The organism is Microbacterium pasadenense, from assembly GCF_047246565.1.
Classification (GTDB): Bacteria; Actinomycetota; Actinomycetes; order Actinomycetales; family Microbacteriaceae; genus Microbacterium.
This window is the reverse complement of the sequence record NZ_JBFOKN010000001.1, coordinates 645,311-662,981: the sequence shown is the minus strand read 5'-3', so window position 1 is coordinate 662,981 and position 17,671 is coordinate 645,311. Positions and strand designations below refer to the sequence as shown.

The following is a 17,671-nucleotide window of genomic DNA, read 5'->3' as shown; positions in this document are numbered from 1 at the left end:
CGTTGCCGTGAGGACACCGATGCCCGACACACCCACCCGCGTCACCCTCGCGGCGATCGCCGCCGAGGCGGGCGTCTCGGTCGCCACGATGTCGAAGGTCCTCAACGGCCGCACCGACGTCGCGGCCGCCACCCGCGCACGACTCGAGGAGCACCTCGCCCGGCACGGTTACCGCCGTCGCAGCGCGACCGCGCACAGCGACACGATCGAACTCGTCTTCCACGAGCTGGAGGCGAGCTGGTCGATGGAGGTCATCGAGGGCGTCGAACAGGTGGCGCACGACGCGGGCATGTCCGTCGTCCTGACCGTCAGCGGAGACCGCCACTCCCCGTCCGCCGATTGGATGGACGGCGTGCTGCGGCGCCGCCCCGCCGGCGTCGTCCTCGTGTTCTCCGACCTGCCGGTCGCGCACCGCGAGAAGCTCCGATCGCGCGGGCTGCCGTTCGCGATCGTCGACCCGGCGGGCGACCCCGCCCCCGACGTCCCCTCCGTCGGCTCCGCCAACTGGTCCGGCGGACTCGCCGCGACGCGCCACCTCATCGAGCTCGGCCATCGCCGCATCGCCGCCATCACCGGACCCGAGGACATGATGTGCTCGCTCGCGCGGCTGGACGGCTACCGCGCCGCGATGGGAGCGGCGCAGCTGCCCGTCGAGCCGGACTGGGTGCGATTCGGGGACTTCCACCCGTCCGGCGGCGAAGCGCATGCCCGCGACCTGCTGGCCGGCGCCGATCGCCCGACGGCGATCTTCGCCGGCAGCGATCTGCAGGCGCTCGGCGTGATCGCGGCAGCGACCTCGGCCGGCCTCAGCGTTCCCGGCGACCTCTCCGTCGTCGGCTACGACGACATCGCGCTGTCCCGGTGGCTGAGCCCCCAGCTCACCACCGTGCACCAGCCGCTCCGCCGGATGGGCGCCGAGGCGGCGCGCATCGTCCTGCGCCTGGCCGACGGCGGTACCGTCGACGCGCTCCGCGTCGACCTCGCCACACAACTCGTCGTCCGTGGGAGCACCGCCGCGCCACGACACGCGTGAGACCGCTCCCGCGCCGGGCCACCTCCGGCATCCGCTCGAAACTTCCGTTACGGGTTTCGTAACGTTTCCATCTCATACCGCCTTCACACGCTCCGAGGCTGCATAAGTTTGCGACGCCGACAAATACTTCGCGCAAAGGAGCGCTTTGTGAACAGCCGTCCTCGCCGTCTCGCCGTCTCCGCCGTCCTCGCTGCGGCCGCCCTGATCGCTGCGCCGCTGATACCCGCCGCAGCCGCCGCGGAGGATCCGCCACCGCCGCTCGTCTCCGCGTCCTTCGACGACGGCACGCTCGGCGCCGCCCTCGTCCAGAGCGGCGGCGGCGCGGACACGCTCACGTTCGCCGACGGCGCCCTCGTCGTGGGCGCCCGGAGCGCCGACTACGTCGGCATCCAGACGGCACCCGGCGTCCTCGAGCCCGAGACGCAGTACACCGTCAGCGCGAAGGTGCGCCTGGCCCCGGGCACTCCCGCGACGCAGGCCCGATGGGTCGGCGTCCCCGGGTACACCTGGATCGGCAACGCGTCGGTGACGGCCGATGCCTGGACGACCATCGCCGGCACGTGGACGAGCCCGGCCGCCGCGGCCGAGGCGACGAAGCTCTACCTCGGCACGAACGACATCCCCGGCCTGACCGCATACACCTACCTCGTGGACGACGTGACCATCACCGCCCCCGCCGCCGGCGAGCCCGAACCCGACCCCGACGTCATCCCCGGCGGCGCGGCGAACCCGACGACCACGCCCGTCGCGACGGCGACCGGCAGTGGGAACGTCGCCGCCCTCACCTTCGACGACGGTCCGAACGGCGCCACCACGGCCGCCCTCCTCGACTATCTGCGGGACGAGGACATCACGGCCGTGTTCTGCGTCATCGGCCAGAACATCCAGGCGAACGGCGGTGCAGCGCTGGTGAAGCGCATGGTCGCGGAGGGACACACCCTCTGCAACCACACGACCGGGTACGCCGACATGGGGTCGTGGTCCGCGGAGCGGATCCGCACCGACCTCGTCGAGAACCTCCGCATCATCCGCGAGGCGCTGGGCGACCCGAACGCGAAGGTGCCTTTCTTCCGGGCCCCCAACGGCAGCTGGGGAGCCACACCCGGCGTCGCGGTGTCGCTCGGCATGCAGCCGCTCGCGGTCGTGAACACGATCTCGGACTGGGAGGAGACCGACCCCGCCGTCCTCACGGCGAACCTGCGCAACGCGATGAAGCCCGGCGAGGTCGTCCTCGTGCACGACGGCGGCGGCGACCGTGAGCCCTCCCTCCAGGCCGTCCGCACGGTGGTCGACGAGCGCCTGGCCGCGGGCTGGGACTTCACGCTCCCCACCGGTGCACCCGGAGCCGGTGCGCCGGACCCGGGTCCCGGCGATCCGGGCACTCCGGCGCCCGGCACGGTCCTCGTGAACGGCACGTTCGACGACGGCACCATCGGAGCCTGGACCGCTCGCGCGGGATCGGGAACCTCCGCGCCCGTCGTCGCCGCCGTCGAGGGCGGCGCGTACGGCACGCCGTACGCGGCGGAGGTCTCCAACCGCACGCATGAGGGCGACGGCATCCTGCTCGATGTCGCAGACACCCTCCTCCCGGGGCAGACCTACCGGCTCTCGGCCGCGGTGCGCTTCGCGCCCGGCGCCGACCGCGGTCAGGGCCTCACGGTGTCGATGCGCACCGTCGACGGCGGCTCGACCTCCTTCACGAACCTGCTCCAGGCCGAGAACGCCTCGGCGGGCGAGTGGACGACGATCGACGGCGACGTCACCATCCCCGGTTACGACACCGCCGCGGAGCTGTACATCGAGGCACGCTACAACTCGGGCAACACGTCGACGTTCCTCGTCGACCAGATCACCGTCTCGGTCCCCGAGGAGAGCGACGTCGACCTCAGCCTCGTCCCCCTCAAGGACACCGTCGACTTCCCCGCCGGAGTCGCGATCGACGAGCGCGAGACGTCGGGTGCCGCGGCCGACCTGCTCGAGCACCACTTCGACCAGATCACGCCCGAGAACCACATGAAGGTGGAGGCCTGGTACGACGACGAGGGACGGTTCGCGCGTCACTCGCAGGCGACCGCGCTGCTCGACTACGCGCAGGCGAACGACCTGCGCGTGTACGGGCACGTGCTGCTGTGGCACTCGCAGACGCCGGCGTGGTTCTTCCAGGACGACAGCGGGCGCGAGCTCACGGCATCCGCCGCCGACAAGCAGGTGCTGCGGGATCGGCTCGAGACGCACATCGACGACGTGGCGAGCTCCATCGCCGACGACTACGGACCGTTCGGCTCGCCGACCAACCCGCTCGTCGCGTGGGACGTCGTCAACGAGGTCATCTCCGACCAGGCGACCTCGGACGGGCTGCGCACGAGCCGCTGGTACGACGTGCTCGGCGAGGAGTACATCGATCTCGCGTTCCGGCTCGCCGACGAGGCGTTCAACGACCGGTACGCCGCCGCCGGCACCGACCGTCCGGTCAAGCTGTTCATCAACGACTACAACACGGAGCAGGACCGCAAGGGCGCCCAGTACCGGGCGCTCGTGGACCGGCTGCTGGATGACGATGTGCCGATCGACGGTGTGGGCCACCAGTTCCACGTCTCGGTCAACACGCCGATCTCGGCCCTCGAGGGCGCACTGGACCGGTTCGCCGGTCTCGGTCTCGCCCAGGAGGTCACCGAGCTCGATGTGACCGTCAACCCCGCGACCGAGCCCAACCTGATCCGACAGGGGTACTTCTACCGGGACGCGTTCCGGCTGTTCCGCAGCTACCACGCGACGGCTCCCGCCGCCGAGAAGCTCTTCGCCGTCACGATCTGGGGTCTGACCGACACCCGCTCGTGGCGATCGGAGCAGGCACCGCTGCTGTTCACGGGCGACCTGACGGCGAAGCCGGCGTACTACGGCGCCATCGACGACGCCGACGGCATCCCCGCCCTCGTCACGACGGCAGACGTGTTCCGCGGCGACGTCCCGATCGACGACGACTTCACGGAGTCGATCGCGTGGCGGAACCTGCCCGAGGAGACGCTGACCGGAGGGACCGGCGGGTTCCAGACGCGCTGGGACGACGATCACCTCACGGTGCTCGTCCGCAGCGAGGTCGAGCCGGAGCGCATCGAGTTCACCTACGGCGACGACGAGCTCGTCTACGGCGGGAACGGGACGCTCGCGGGTCGGACGGCGGAGGTCGACGGGGAGTTCCGCTCGATCATCCACCTGCCTCACGCGGCGCCGGAGATCGGCGCGACGGCGGCGTTCGATCTGCGGATCGTGTCCGACGGCGACGTGGTCGGCGCGTGGAACACCGACGGCGCCACCGGCCGCCTCACCTACCTCGAGCCGCTGTCGTTCCTCGAGATCCCGGAGGGCGCCGCGATCGACATCGATGGCGAGGTGGATGCGGCATGGGCCGGCGCCGCACGCGCCCGCACCGAGACGCGGGTCGAGGGAAGCGCCGACGGAGCGAAGGCGGACGTTCGCACCGTGTGGCGCGGCAACACCCTCTACGCCCTGTTCGAGGTGACCGACTCGGTGATCGACGGCTCCAACAGCGATCCGTGGAACCGCGACGGGGTGGAGATCTTCCTCGACCTCGGCAACGCGAAGAACGGCTCGTACGGACCGAACGACACGCAGATCCGCATCACCGCCGAGAACGACGTGTCCTTCGGCACCGGGGACGCCGCGCTGCAGCAGGCCCGCGTGCTGAGCAGCGCGACGACCCTCACCGCCGACGGCTACGTCGTCGAGGCGGCGATCGCCCTGATCGGGCAGTCGGGCGGCCAGAACGATGTGCCGCTGGGTGGCGAGGACACGTTCCACGGCATCGACTTCCAGGTCAATGACGGCCGGGCGGGGTCGCGGTTCGCCGTGCACACCTGGGCCGAGCCGACCGGGACCGGCTACCAGAACACCGGACGGTGGGGTGTCGCCCAGCTGGTGACGGATGCCGGCGAGCCCGGCGAGCCCGGTGAGCCCGGTGAGCCGGGTGAGCCCGGTGAGCCCGGTGAGCCGGGTGAGCCCGGTGAGCCCGGCGAGCCCGGTGGGCCGGGTGAGCCCGGTGGGCCTGGTGAGCCCGGTGCCGGTGACGCGTGGGCGCAGGTCGACGTCGGATCGGGCCGCGTCGCGCGCGGCGACGAGCTGGATGTCCGTGTGAGCGGACTCGAGCCGGGCCAGCGCATCGGAGCGACCCTGTTCAGCGACCCGATCGTCGCCCGGGGGATCCCCGCCGCGGATGCCGACGGCGAGATCGCCTTCGCCATCGCGATCCCGGCGGGCTTCGAGCTCGGCGCGCACACGCTCGTCGTGACGACGGCGGGCGAGGACGACATCCGGGTCCCCGTCGCGGTGGTGGCTGGAGCGGCGCTCGGAGCGACCGGTGGCGAGCTCCCCTGGGGCATCGCGTTCGCCGGGGCGCTCCTGGTGAGCCTGGGCGGCCTCCTGGCGGTGACGCGGAAGCGGCGCCTCGCCTGAGCGAACAGCGGACGGGCCCCGGGTTTCGACCCGGGGCCCGTTCCGTGTGCGGCCCCGGGTCTGGACCCGGGCCGGTTCCGTGCGACGCTCAGCGCGCCGAGCGCGCCGCCTCGTGCCGAAAGCGCCGCCCGCGCACCCGCACCGACCGGCGCACTCGACACCAACCGGCGCGCTCGCAGCGATGGCATCCGCCAGCGAGCGCACCCCGCCCGCACCGCCCGCAGCCCCTCACCCGGCGACGCACTGCCCCCGCCTCGGCCCGAGTGCGCCGCCTCGTGCCGACAGCGCCGCCTACGCACCCGCACCAACCGGCGCACTCGACACCAACCGGCGCGCTCGCAGCGACGGCATCCGCCAGCGCGCGCACCCCGCGCCCCCACCGCCCGCACCCCCTTCACCCGGCGACGCGCTGCCCCGCCTCGTGCCGAAAGCGCCGCCTTGTGCCGAAAGCGCCGCGTACGCACCCGCACCGACCGGCGCACTCGACACCAACCGGCGCGCTCGCAGCGATGCGGATGCCGCGTCGCCAGCCGCTCAGTCGACACCAACCGGCGCGCTCGCGGCGATACGGATGCCGGTCGGCCAGCCAGCCCCCACCGGCAGCCGCGCTGCGGCACACGGAGAGGGCCCGCCGCCCGGAATCGACCGGACGCGGGCCCTCTCAGGCGAGACGCTCAGCCGGCGCTGACCACCGACCGGTCGCCGACCGTCGCGATCGCCGACAGTGCGCGCGTGTGATCGACGACGCGCACCGGTCCGGAGACCTGGATCGAGACCGTCGATGCCAGGTCGCCGCTGGAGCGCCCGGCGCCGAGGACCAGCTCGCCCGCCTCGACGACGCGGTCGCCTCGGCGTCCGGTGTACGCGGACACGTCGGCCGGCACGGTGAAGCGCACCTCGGCGCTGTCGCCCGCCGCCAGCTCGAGGCGCGCATAGCCGACCAGCCGCTGGACGGGCCGCGGCGTCTGGGCGACCGGGTCGTGCAGGTACAGCTGCACGATCTCGACACCGTCACGGTCGCCGGTGTTCGTCACCGACAGCGACACGTCGACCGACCCGTCGGTCGTCATCTCCGCGGCATCCGTCGCCAGCTCGCCCCACTCGAAGGCGGTGTAGGACAGGCCGTGGCCGAACGGGAACGCGGACGACGGGTCGATGTTCGACACCCCCGTCTTGCGCGCCAGCGGGACGGCGAGGTACGTCGTCGGCTGCGAGCCGGCCGTCGCCGGGATGCTGACGGGCAGGCGACCGCTCGGGTTGACGCGCCCGCTCAGCACGCCGGCGATGGCCGTCGCGCCCTCCTCGCCGGCGAAGAACGCCTCGACGATGCCCGCGGCTTCGGTGACGGCGCGGCCGAGGGCGTAGGGCCGGCCGGCGAGCAGCGTGAGCACGGTAGGAACGCCCGTGTCGAGCAGTGCGTCGACGAGGTCCTGCTGGGCCCCCGGCAGCGCGAGCGACTCGGCGTCGCAGCCCTCGCCGCTCGTGCCGCGGCCGAACAGGCCGGCTCGGTCGCCGAGCGCGACGATCACGACGTCCGCATCCTGTGCCGCGCGGACCGCATCGGCGATGCCGTCGCGCTCCCCGCCGTCGACGGTGGTGCCGAGGACGTGCGTCACAACGGCATCCGGGAACTCGGCGCGCACGGCGTCGAGGAACGTCGGGATGCGGATGCCGATGTCGACACCCGGGTGCTGGCTGACGACGTGGGTGGGGAACGAGTAGCAGCCGAGCATCGCGTACGGGTCGTCGGCGTTGGGGCCGACGACCGCGATGCGCGCCGGAGCCCGCAGCGGCAGGGTGCCGTCGTTCCGCACGAGCACGATGGCCTCCTCGGCCAGCCGCGCGGCGAGGGCACGGTTCTCGTCGGGGTCGAGGTCGATCGTTCCGCGCAGGGACTCCGCATCCGAGAGATCGGCGCCGAGCAGAGCGGGCGGCACCGCGGACCAGTCCGGGTCGAGCAGACCGAGCTGCTCCTTCTGGGTGAGCACGCGACGCAGGGCGGTGTCGATGAGGGACACCGGGACGACGCCCTCCTCGACGGCACGCCGGAGCGGTTCGCCGAACGTCTTGACGGTCGGCAGTTCGACATCGATCCCGGCCTCGAGGGCCTGCGCTGCGGCATCCGCCCAATCCTCGGCGACGCCGTGCAGCAGCTTCAGGAAGGCGATCGAGAAGTAGTCCGCGACCACGGTGCCCTCGAAGCCCCAGGTGTCGCGCAGCAGCTCGGTCAGCAGGGACCGGTCGGCGGCGGACGGCACCCCGTCGATGTCGGAGTAGCTGTTCATGACGCTGCGCACGCCGCTCTCGCGGACGGCCATCTCGAACGGGGGCAGGATCACGTCGGCGAGCTCGCGGGGGCCGATCGACACCGGTGCGAGGTTCCGCCCGGCCTTCGAGGCGGAGTACCCGGCGAAGTGCTTCAGCGTCGCGACGACACCGGCCGACTCCACGCCGCGGACGTACGCCGTCGCGACGGTCCCGACGAGCAGCGGGTCTTCGCCGATGGTCTCCTCGACCCTTCCCCACCGGGCGTCGCGGACGACGTCCAGGACGGGCGCGAGCCCCTGATGGATGCCGACGCGCTTGAGGTCCTCGCCGATGCGGCGGCCCATCTGCTCGACGAGTGCCGGGTCGAACGTCGCGCCCCACGACAGCGGCACGGGGTAGGCGGTGGCGCCCCAGGCGGCGAAGCCCGCGAGGCACTCCTCATGTGCCAGGGCCGGGATGCCGTGGCGCGACGCCTCGCGGATGCGCTGCTGCGTGCGGGCGAGCGAGGCTGCGCCGACGGCCGCGTCGACCGGCTTGGTGCCGAACGGGCGGGTCAGCTGGCCGAGCCCGGAGGGGAGAAGTTCGTCCAGGTCGACGACGTTCTCCATGTCGTGCTGGTGCGGGGCGACGTCGCCGCCCGAGTCGTCTGCGCCCACCCACACCCCGTACAGCTGAGCGATCTTCTCCTCGAGGGTCATGTCCTCGAGGAGTTCGTCCACGCGCGTCATCCTTTTACCGCTCCTGTCAGGCCGCCGACGATGCGCTTCTCCGCGAGGAGGAAGAACACCAGGGCGGGGATCATGGCGAGCGAGGTGTATGCGAGCACCGCGCCCGTGTTCTGTGAGTACTGCGTCGAGAACTGGGTGACACCCAGCGGAAGCGGCCACAGTTCCTGCGGCAGCGTACCCGTCGAGATCACGAGCAACGGCAGCAGATAGCCGTTCCAGCTCGCGACGAAGGCGAGGATCCCGACGGTGATGAGCCCCGGCTTCGCGAGCGGCAGCAGGATGCGCCAGAAGAAGGCGATCCGGCTGGCCCCGTCGATCATCGCGGCTTCCTCCAGCTCGTCCGGGATGGCCCGGAGGAAGGGCACGAGGATGATGATCGTCGTCGGCAGCGCGAACGCGATGCCCGGGATGATGACGCCGAGGTAGGTCCCGTGCAGGCCGATCGTGCGCAGCAGGAGCGTGAGCGGCAGCGCCGCCACCGTGAGCGGGAACATCAGGCCCGCGGCGAACAGGGAGTAGAGACCCTGCCGACCGCGGAAGTTGTACCGGGCGATGACGAACGCCGCCATGATGCCGGCGATGACCACGCCCGCCGTGGTCGACAGGGCGAGCACGCTCGACGCGAAGACGTTGCCCCAGAAGCGGGGCGCACCGAGGACGGTGGCCCAGTTGTCGAAGATCCACGGGCTCGGGAACGACGCCGGGTTGGCGTTGATGTCGCCGGTCGAGCGGAATCCGCCGATGAACACGTAGAGCACGGGGCCCACCGCGACGGCGGCGACGACGAGGGCGACGAGGTAGACGAAGGGCTGACCCCAGTCGAACTTCGGGCGTCCGGCGGGGGCGGCCTCGATCGGGCCGCCGGTGACGATGGTGGTGGTCGCCATCTCAGCGCACCCCTCTCGTGACGGCGCCGGCGAGATCGCGGCGCAGGGCGAAGCGCTGGTAGACGAGGGCGATGACCAGCGAGATGACGAAGAGGATGACGGCGATGGCGCTGCCATAGCCGGGCTGCCCGGCGAACTGTCCCTGCTGGACCATGTACGTCGCCATCGTCTCGGTCGAGATCCGCCGGACGGCCGGAGCCACGGTCACCCACACCATGTCGAAGACCTGGAGCGACCCGATGATCGACAGGAAGGCCCAGATGCGCAGCGTCGGTCCGAGCAGCGGGAGCGTGATGTTCCGCTGGATCTGCCACCACGAGGCGCCGTCGATCTGGGCCGCCTCGGCGAGTTCGTCGGGGATGCCCTGCAGACCGGCGAGGAACAGGAGGATCGCGAACCCGATGTACTTCCAGGTGAGGATCAGGAAGATCGTGAACAGCGCGATCTCGGGATCGGCCAGCCAGTTCTTCGCGAGGTCGCCCAGGCCCACCGCCTCGAGCGAGGAGTTGGCGGCGCCCGTCGGCGACAGGATGAGCTTCCAGGACAGGCCCGCGATGACCTCGGCCAGCACGTACGGGACGAAGATCAGCAGGCGGAAGACACTCCGGCCGCGCATGCGGCGGTTGAGCATGAGGGCCACCGCGATCGCGATCGGTCCCTGCACGACGAGGGAGGCGATCAGGATGACGAACGTGTTGCGGATGGCCGTCTGGAACTCGGGGTTCGACAGGGCGCGGGTGTAGTTGTCGATCCCGATGAACCGCTCCGGGTCGGCCAGGTGGCTCCACTGGAAGGCGGGCGGGAGGTTGTACAGGCTGTACACCGCCGCGAGCACGACGGGGAGGATGACGAAGCCCAGGAAGAGGAGGAGGGCGGGCGAGACGAACAGCGCGATCTCGAGCCGCATGCGGGTGCGACGGCCCTTGGCGCGCCGGGCGGGGGCAGGGCCCGGGCCCGCGGTGACCGCGGGCCCGGGCGAAGGTGCAGTGAGTGTCATGTCAGGTCAGAGCGTCGCCGCGGCGTCTTCCATCCGCTTGACGATGTCCTCGGGGGTGCCGTTGCCTGCGAACAGGTTGACGATGCCCTCGTTCATGGCGCTGCCGACGGTGGTGCCGAAGGAGGTGTCGAGCCACTGGACGACGAAGGATGCCTGCGACAGGCCCTCCGCGACCGTCTGGAGGTTCGGGTCCCCGATCGATGCGCGGGCCGCCTCGACGGTCGGGATGCCGGCGCCGCTGGCGGCGAACCGCTCCTGGACGTCCTCGCTCATGATGTACTCCAGCAGGTCCGCGCACTGCGGCGGGGCGTCCGCCGCGCAGCCGAAGCCATCGCCGCCGCCGAGAGCTGCGGTCGGGTCACCCGCGCCGCCCTCGATCGCCGGGACCGGGAACCAGCTGAGGAACTCGGGGACCGTCTCGTCGGCGGTCAGGCCGCCGATCACACCGGGGTTCCAGTGGCCCATGAGCTCCATCGCCGCGTCGCCGTTGGCGATCAGGCCCGCCGAGCTGCCGGCGCCCTGCTGGGCGACGGTGCCGAGGAAGCCGTCCTGGAAGGGCTCGACGCCGAGGAAGTCCTGCAGCTGCTCGCCGGCCTCGACCCAGCACGGGTCGCTGAAGTCGAACTCCGAGACCGCCGTCTCGAAGGTCTCGGGCGAGCACGACTTGAGGGCGAACTGGTACCACCAGTGGGCGGCGGGCCAGTTGTCGCCGGCGCCGACCGCGATCGGCGTGATGTCGGCCGCCTTCAGGTCGGCGACGACGTCGACGAGCTCGTCGAAGGTCGTCGGGACCTCGACTCCGGCCTGCTCGAACAGGTCGGTGTTGTACCAGAAGCCCTCGATGCCGAACGTGAACGGAACGCCGTAGGTTCCGCCGTCGACCTGCCAGCTCGTCGCGGTCGAACCGACCGCCTCGATCGTCTCGGGGATGGCGTCGGAGAGGTCCATCAGGTAGCCGTTGGCCACCTGATCGCGCATCTCGCCACCGCCCCAGACCTGGAAGAGGTCCGGCGGGTCGCCGGCGGCGAGCGCGTTCGGGATCAGCGTGCGCTGCAGCTCTTCGTTCTGGTAGCCGGTCTGCTCGACGGTCACGCCGGGGTTGGCGTCCTCGAACTCCTGGGCCACCTCTTCCCACACCGCGGGGAGCGGCCCGGACGTGGCGTTGTGCCACCACGTCAGCGTGACGTTCTCCCCGTCACCGCCGTCGCCGCCGTTGCCTCCGTTGTCCGCCGTGCACCCGGCCAGGACGCCGACGGCCAGGGCGGCGATGCCGACCGTGGCGATCCTCGCCATACCTCGCTTGTTCATCTATGAACCCTTCGAAAGTTTCGACCTCAGCGTCGAAAGTGATCAGGACGTCCTCAGACTAGGGTCGGCGCGTTTTGAGGTCAAGAGCAACAAATCCCGTTTCGGTAACGGCGGCTCGCTAAGGTGAACAGGTGAGCGAGCAGGGTCGAACGATCGAGTCCGTGCGGCGCGCGAACCTGGGCGGCATCCTCGGGATCGTGCACCGCGAGGGGCCGCAGTCCCGCGCGGCGCTGACCGAGTCGACCGGTCTCAACCGGTCCACCATCGCAGACCTCGTGAGCACGCTCGTCGGGTTCGGCCTCGTCGAGGAGCGTGCACCCGATCCCTCGCACCGCGTCGGACGTCCCTCCCCCATGGTCGCCGTCCACCCCCGGGTGGTCGCGATCGCGGTGAACCCCGAGGTCGACGGCGTCGAGATCGCGGCGGTGGGCCTGGACCACGGCGTCCGCGTCGTCGAGCGGCATCCGCAGGACGATCTGATCACCCCCGAGGGCGTCGCCGGCCTGGTCGCGGAGCAGATCTCGCACTGGCGGGGCGGCGAGCTCGCCGAGGCCCGCATCCTCGGCATCGGCTTCGCCGTCCCGGGACTCGTCCGCAGCGACGACGGTCTGGTCCGCGACGCTCCCCACCTCCACTGGGTCGATTCCCCGTTGCGCGACCTCGTCGCCGAGGCGACCGGCCTGCCCGTGGTCGTCGGCAACGACGCGACGCTCGGCACGGTGGCCGAGCACCTCTTCGGCGCCGCACGCGGCATCGACCACGTCGTCTACCTCAACGGCGGCGCGAGCGGCATCGGCGGCGGGATCATCGTGAACGGGATGCCGGTGGCCGGCGCCGGCGGCTATGCCGGCGAGTTCGGTCAGAACCGTCCCGGCATCGCGACGCTCGCCGACCGTCGTGCCCGCGACGGGGTCTTCGAGGACGAGGTGAGCCGAGCCCGGCTGCTGTCGGTGCTCGGGATGACCCGCGGCGACGACCGCGAGCTGGCGGCCGCGCTGGCCGAGGCGGCGGGGCAGCCGTCCGTCGCCGGCGAGATCGATCGGCAGCGCCGCATCCTCGCGACCGCACTCGCGAATGCCGTCAACGTCCTCAACCCCTCCGCCATCGTCCTCGGCGGCTTCCTCTCGGTGCTCGCCGGCGTCGACCCCGACGGTCTCGTCGCCGAAGTCCAGGCGCAGGCCATGCCGCCCTGCGGCGAGGAGCTCCGGATCCTCCCGGCCGGGCTTGCGGAGCACCGTCTGCTCATCGGCGCGGGTGAGGCCGTGTTCGCCGAGATCCTCGCCCACCCGACCGCGGTCGTCTGACCCGCCGCCATCGTCGGCAGGGGCGGATCAGCGCCCGGCGGAGCCGGTCAGCGCGGGCCGGGGCGCACCGACAGGTCGGAGATCACCGCGTCGCGCGGCAGGTCCAGGGCCGTCAGGATGGCCGTGACGACGGATGCCGGGTCGATCCACGCCGCCGGGTCGTACGCGCGGCCCTCCTGGGCGTGGACCTCCGCCTGCATCGGCGTCGCGGTGCGGCCGGGATAGACGGTCGTGACCCGGACGCCCGCAGCGGCCTCCTCGCCGCGGAGGGCGTCGGCGAGCGCTTTCAGCCCGTGCTTCGAGGCGGCGTAGGCGGCCCATTCGGGATGCGCGGTGAGGCCCGCGCCCGAGTTCACGAACAGCACCTGGCCCCGTGCGGCGCGCAGCCGCGGCAGCAGCAGCCGGGTCAGCTCCGCCGGGGCCACGAGGTTGACGGCGAGCTGGCTCGTCCAGGCGTCGACGGCGAGGTCGGCGACGTGACCGAGCTGCACGACCCCGGCCGCGTGGACGACGGCGTCGACGCCCTCGGGCAGGTGGGCGGCCTCGATCGCCGCGGTCAGCGTCTCGGGACGGGCGAGGTCGGCGACGACGGTCGCCGCACCGGGGTGGCGCGAGGCGATCTCGGCCGCACGGTCCTCGTCGCGCGCGACGAGGACGAGGTGGTCGCCGCGGGCGGCGAGCCGGTCGGCGAGAAGGCGTCCGATGCCCGATCCGGCACCGGTGAGGACGAGAGTCTGCGGCATCCCCTCATCCTCGCATCCGCGTCGCCGTCAGGACTCGAGCAGGGCGCGCTGCGCCATCCCCGCGAGGATGCCGCCGGCACGGTCCCCGGTCGGCGCGGCGGAGTGCGGCGTCGAGTTCAGCAGGCCGAACGCGGCGAGCAGCCTGGTCTGGCGCTCGGCGTCGTCCAGATCGGGACGCAGCAGCGCGAAGCGGCCGTCCCACTCCTGCACGTAGGCGCGCTGCAGGCTGCGCACCCGCTGGTTGACGTCGGCGGGCAGCCGGGTGAGTTCGTGGTCCTGCACGCGGATGACGTCGGCGTCGGTGGTCGCGAAGTCGAGGTGGAAGGCGATGAGCGCCTCGATCGCCGCGCGGGGCTCCGCGACGGTCCCGGCGATGGCGCGTCCGCCGTCGAGGAGGCGCTCGCTGGCGTCGACCAGCACGGCGCACAGCAGCGCCTCCTTGCTGGCGAAGTGCCGGTACAGCGCGGGCCCGCTCATCCCGACGGCGTCGCCCAGGTCGGCGGTCGACACGGCGGCGAAGCCGCGTTCGGCGAACAGCCGTGCCGCGGATGCCATCAGCTCGGCGCGGCGGTTCGCCTTCTGGGTCGCCCGCCACGTGGTCATGGCCGACTCGCTGCGACGGCTGCGAGCGTCCGTCGCGCCTGGCGCAGCACCGGCTCGTCGACCATCCGTCCCCGGAACCGGAAGACGCCCGGCTCCGATCCGGCGGCCGCCAGCACCGCCTCGGCGAGCTCGACGTCGTCGGCGCTCGGCGCGTAGGCCCGGCGGATGACGCCGACCTGGGACGGATGGATGCAGGCCGTCGCGGTGAAGCCGGATGCCGCGGCGTCGGTCGCCTCGTCGGTGAGGCCGTCGACATCGGCGATGTCGAGGTGGACCGCGTCGATGGCGTCCTTGCCCGCTGCCGCAGCCGCGATCAGCACGCGGGCGCGCGCATACCGGGCGACGTCGCGGTAGCCGCCGTCGGCGGTGCGGCTCGATCGGCCGCCGATCCCCGCGACGAGGTCCTCGGCACCCCACATGAGCGCGTCGACCGACGGATGCCGCGCCAGCGCGCCCGCCCGCTCGACCCCGAGCGGCGTCTCGCACAGCGCGACGACACGGTGGCCGGCGAGCGCCGCGAGCGCCTCCGGGTCCTCGGCCTTCGCGATCATGACGGTGCGGAACGGGGTGTCGCGGAGGGCGGCGAGGTCGAGCGCGAGCTCCGGCGACGTGACCGGGTTCACCCGGACGATCGTCCGCGCGGGGTCCAACCGCGCCGTGACGAGGGAGCGACGTGCGCCCGCCTTGTCGGCGGAGGCGACGGCATCCTCCAGGTCGAGGATGACGGTGTCGGCTGCCGCCGCGGCCTTGTCGTACCGGTCGGGACGGTCGGCGGGGCAGAACAGCAGCGCGGGGCCGGCGATCACGGCCCCGCCTCCGCGGCCGGCGGCTCGGGCGACATCCGCATGAGGGTCGATCGGCGTGCGGTGGCGACCACCGTGCCGTGCTGATTGCGCATCGTGTGCGCGAAGTCGACGATGCCCTGCCTCGGACGCGACTGCGACACCCGCTTCGCGGCGATCAGCGTCTCGGCGTAGAGGGTGTCGCCGTGACGCACCGGCGCCGGGAAGGCGACGTCGCGGAAGCCGAGGTTCGCGATGATCGTCCCCTGCGTGAGCTGGCCGACCGACAGCCCGACGAGGGTCGAGAGGGTGAACATGCTGTTCACGAGCCGGTCGCCGAATTCCGTCTCCTCCGCCCACGCCGCGTCCAGGTGCAGCGACTGGGAGTTCATCGTCAGCGTCGTGAACAGGACGTTGTCCGCCTCGGTGACGGTGCGGCCGGGGCTGTGGACGTAGACGGCACCCTCCTCGAGCTCGTCGAAGTAGAGGCCCCGCTGCACGATGCGCCTCCCCGCGCCCGCGGCGGGAGGGGCGTCGGCGGTCGGATCGGTCATGCGGAGCCCTCCTCGGATGCCGGGACGATGACGGCCAGCGTCTGCCCTCGCGTCACGCTATCGCCCTGCCGGACGCGGAGCGAGACGGTGCCGGCGACCTCGGCGCGCACGACGTGCTCCATCTTCATCGCCTCGACGACGACGACGGGATCGCCGACGGCGACGAGGGCGCCGTCGGCGGCGGGGGCGAGGATCACGACGCCGGGCATCGGCGAGACCAGCTCGGGGGCGACCTGCGCGGTCGCGCCGGTGCCGTGGTCGACGCGGGCACGGCGGATCTCGTGCGTCGCACCGGCCCGTGCCAGCAGGACGCGGTCGCCGTCGACGGCCGCCACGACCGGCACGGTCTGGTCGCCGACCCGGATCGCGGTGCGCCCCTCTCCCGCCGGGAGGACCGCCGCGGCGTGCGATCCCGTATCGGTGACCACGCGGAGCTCTCCGCGGCGGCCGGTCAGCTCCACGCGGCGGACGACGCCGCGCGACTCGAGGTCGTAGCGCCGCGGGGCGGCCGGCCCCATCCGCCAGCCGTCCCGCCGGCGCCACGGGTCGTCGCCCCGGTCGAGGTCGGCGTCGAGCAGGAGCGCCGCGAGGACCGCGGCACCGTCGTCGTCGTCCTCGCCGGCCGCCGTGAGGGCGTCGAGCTCACGCGCGATGAGACCCGTGTCGAGGTCGCCCCGCACGACGGCGGGCACCTCGAGCAGCGCCCGCAGGAAGGCGACGTTCGTCTCGAATCCGAGCACCGCGGTGTCCCCGAGCGCGGCGACCAGACGGCGCCGAGCGGCATCACGGTCGGGTCCCGTCGCGATGATCTTCGCCAGCATCGGGTCGTAGTCGACCGACACGTCGAGCCCGTCGGCGAGTGCGGTGTCGACGCGGATGCCGGGACCCTCCGGGTGCTGCACCCGGAGAACCGTGCCGCCGGTGGGCAGGAAGCCGGCGCGAGGGTCCTCGGCGTACACCCGCGCCTCGATGCTGTGACCGACGAGTCGCACGTCCTCCTGCGCGAGCGACAGCGGCTCGCCGGCGGCGATCCGCAGCTGCTCGGCGACGAGGTCGACCCCGGTGACCTCCTCGGTGACGGGATGCTCCACCTGCAGCCGCGTGTTCATCTCCATGAAGAAGAACTCGTCGGGGCGGTCGCCGGCGACGATGAACTCGACCGTGCCGGCGCCCCGGTAGTCGACGCTGCGCGCCGTCTCGCACGCCGCCTCGCCGATGCGGGCGCGCGTCGCGGCGTCCAGCAGCGGCGAGGGCGCCTCTTCGATCACCTTCTGGTGACGGCGCTGCAGCGAGCACTCGCGTTCCCCCAGATGGATGACGTTCCCCGCGGAATCGGCGAGCACCTGCACCTCGATGTGCCGCGGGTTCTGCAGGTAGCGCTCGAGGAACAGCGTGTCGTCGCCGAAGCTCGCCGCCGCCTCGCGGCGGGCGGCAGCCAGGGCGGCGGGGAGGTCCCGGGCGTCCGTCACGACGTGCATCCCCTTGCCGCCGCCGCCGGCGGACGGCTTGATCAGCAGCGGGTAGCCGACCTTGGCCGCCGCGGTGATCAGGTCGTCGTCGGTCATCCCGGCGCGGGCCACGCCGGGGACCGTCGGCACCCCGCGCGCGCTCACGGCGAGCTTCGCGGTGATCTTGTCGCCCATGGCGGCGATGGCGTCGGCGGAGGGTCCGATGAAGACGAGACCGGCGGCCTCGCAGGCGCGGGCGAAGGCGGTGTTCTCGGCGAGGAAGCCGTACCCCGGGTGGATCGCCTCGGCCCCGGTCGCCCGGGCCGCGGCGATGACGGCGTCGATGTCGAGGTAGCTCTGCGCGGCGGGCGCCGGCCCGAGGCGCACGGCGGCGTCGGCGAGCGCGACATGGCGGGCGCCGGCATCCGCGTCGCTGTACACGGCGACCGAGCGGATGCCGAGCGCTCGCAGGGTCCTGATGATGCGGCATGCGATCTCGCCCCGGTTGGCGATGAGGACGGTGGTGAACACGGTCGGGGACGTCAT

Annotated in this window: 12 protein-coding genes; 3 read left to right on the top strand and 9 right to left on the bottom strand. The window is 72.4% G+C overall.

What is annotated here, in order from left to right; translation table 11 throughout:
• Positions 1-19: 19 nt before the first annotated feature.
• Together AB3M83_RS03100 and AB3M83_RS03095 are read left to right on the top strand one after the other, a co-directional pair.
• Positions 20-1,033 (top strand): LacI family DNA-binding transcriptional regulator, encoded by a 1,014-nt coding sequence (locus AB3M83_RS03100; RefSeq protein WP_412945017.1) that lies wholly within the window; start codon positions 20-22, stop codon positions 1,031-1,033.
• 147 nt (positions 1,034-1,180) lie between these two features.
• Positions 1,181-5,503, top strand: a complete 4,323-nt coding sequence (locus AB3M83_RS03095; RefSeq protein WP_412945015.1) for an endo-1,4-beta-xylanase — start codon at positions 1,181-1,183, stop codon at positions 5,501-5,503.
• Positions 5,504-6,177: 674 nt separating this feature from the next.
• Here AB3M83_RS03095 and AB3M83_RS03090 read toward each other — a convergent pair.
• The 4 genes from AB3M83_RS03090 to AB3M83_RS03075 are packed head-to-tail and all read right to left on the bottom strand — an operon-like array spanning position 6,178 to position 11,691.
• Positions 6,178-8,499 (bottom strand): beta-xylosidase/alpha-l-arabinosidase, encoded by a 2,322-nt coding sequence (locus tag AB3M83_RS03090; protein ID WP_412945013.1) that lies wholly within the window; start codon positions 8,497-8,499, stop codon positions 6,178-6,180.
• The gene (locus AB3M83_RS03085) at positions 8,496-9,386 is read right to left on the bottom strand and encodes a carbohydrate ABC transporter permease (RefSeq protein ID WP_412945011.1); all 891 of its coding nucleotides are present in this window, start codon (positions 9,384-9,386) and stop codon (positions 8,496-8,498) included. Before AB3M83_RS03085 ends, AB3M83_RS03090 begins: the two co-directional genes overlap by 4 nt.
• Before the next feature lies 1 nt (position 9,387).
• Complete coding sequence (locus AB3M83_RS03080; RefSeq protein WP_412945008.1) at positions 9,388-10,383, bottom strand: carbohydrate ABC transporter permease; 996 nt, start codon at positions 10,381-10,383, stop codon at positions 9,388-9,390.
• A gap of 6 nt (positions 10,384-10,389) precedes the next feature.
• Positions 10,390-11,691 carry an ABC transporter substrate-binding protein gene (locus AB3M83_RS03075; RefSeq protein ID WP_412945006.1) on the bottom strand — a complete coding sequence of 434 codons (1,302 nt, stop codon included), beginning with the start codon at positions 11,689-11,691 and terminating at the stop codon, positions 10,390-10,392.
• A gap of 131 nt (positions 11,692-11,822) precedes the next feature.
• On the opposite strand from AB3M83_RS03075, the gene AB3M83_RS03070 reads away from it, so the two are divergent.
• Complete coding sequence (locus tag AB3M83_RS03070) at positions 11,823-12,995, top strand: ROK family transcriptional regulator (protein ID WP_412945004.1); 1,173 nt, start codon at positions 11,823-11,825, stop codon at positions 12,993-12,995.
• A 47-nt stretch (positions 12,996-13,042) separates the two neighbouring features.
• On the opposite strand, the gene AB3M83_RS03065 is transcribed toward AB3M83_RS03070, so the two are convergent.
• The 5 genes from AB3M83_RS03065 to AB3M83_RS03045 are packed head-to-tail and all read right to left on the bottom strand — an operon-like array spanning position 13,043 to position 17,671.
• Complete coding sequence (locus AB3M83_RS03065) at positions 13,043-13,738, bottom strand: SDR family oxidoreductase (protein WP_412945002.1); 696 nt, start codon at positions 13,736-13,738, stop codon at positions 13,043-13,045.
• A 27-nt stretch (positions 13,739-13,765) separates the two neighbouring features.
• A complete protein-coding gene (locus AB3M83_RS03060; protein WP_412945000.1) occupies positions 13,766-14,341 on the bottom strand; it encodes a TetR/AcrR family transcriptional regulator in 576 nt (191 codons plus the stop codon).
• Positions 14,338-15,147, bottom strand: a complete 810-nt coding sequence (locus tag AB3M83_RS03055) for an HpcH/HpaI aldolase/citrate lyase family protein (protein WP_412944999.1) — start codon at positions 15,145-15,147, stop codon at positions 14,338-14,340. The genes AB3M83_RS03060 and AB3M83_RS03055 overlap by 4 nt, the downstream gene beginning before the upstream one ends.
• Positions 15,144-15,677 (bottom strand): MaoC family dehydratase, encoded by a 534-nt coding sequence (locus AB3M83_RS03050; protein WP_412944997.1) that lies wholly within the window; start codon positions 15,675-15,677, stop codon positions 15,144-15,146. The genes AB3M83_RS03055 and AB3M83_RS03050 overlap by 4 nt, the downstream gene beginning before the upstream one ends.
• Entirely contained in the window at positions 15,674-17,671 is a 1,998-nt protein-coding gene (locus tag AB3M83_RS03045; protein ID WP_412944995.1) for an ATP-binding protein, read from the bottom strand. The genes AB3M83_RS03050 and AB3M83_RS03045 overlap by 4 nt, the downstream gene beginning before the upstream one ends.